This is a genomic window from Fischerella muscicola PCC 7414 (assembly GCF_000317205.1).
GTDB classification, from domain to species: Bacteria; Cyanobacteriota; Cyanobacteriia; order Cyanobacteriales; family Nostocaceae; genus Fischerella; species Fischerella muscicola.
The window spans coordinates 1-453 of record NZ_AJLK01000243.1 but is presented as its reverse complement, the minus strand read 5'-3'; the positions used below and the strand labels follow the sequence as shown (position 1 = coordinate 453).

Here is a 453-nt window from a genome sequence, read left to right as displayed (position 1 = left end):
TTGCCCTTCACTACATAACTAAGTTGAGTGATGTCCTCCTATTCTGGCTTGCGTTCATCTTCACGCGACCCTTCGGAGCCACCTTCGGAGATTTTCTTACCAAACCAATCAAAGATGGAGGTTTATCACTGCCAAGGGACTATGCTTCAGCGATCGCCTTTATCCTACTGGCGGTTGTCCTATTCTTTTCTGTACGAAAGGAGAAAAAAGTGCGTTACCCAATTGAGTGATGCGTTTAAGCAGATAGAAACTATTTTTTGTTAAATACAAAATAAATAGTATATAAATATGAGAATTTTAATAGTTGAAGATGACGATCGCATCGCTAAACCCTTAGCTGAAGATTTAAAACATCAACATCATGCTGTTGATATTGCTGGTGATGGAATTGAAGGTTGGGAATACGCCCAAGCAGGTAATTATGATTTAATTTTATTAGATTTAATGTTGCCC

Annotated in this window: 1 protein-coding gene and 1 pseudogene; both read left to right on the top strand. The window is 38.4% G+C overall.

Annotation, left to right across the window (positions count from 1 at the left end):
- Positions 1 to 230, top strand: a pseudogene (locus UYI_RS33965) (hypothetical protein); the annotation flags it as partial.
- A 58-nt stretch (positions 231 to 288) separates the two neighbouring features.
- Positions 289 to 453: response regulator (locus UYI_RS33960; RefSeq protein ID WP_035139157.1), on the top strand; the 165-nt coding region annotated here is incomplete at its 3' end.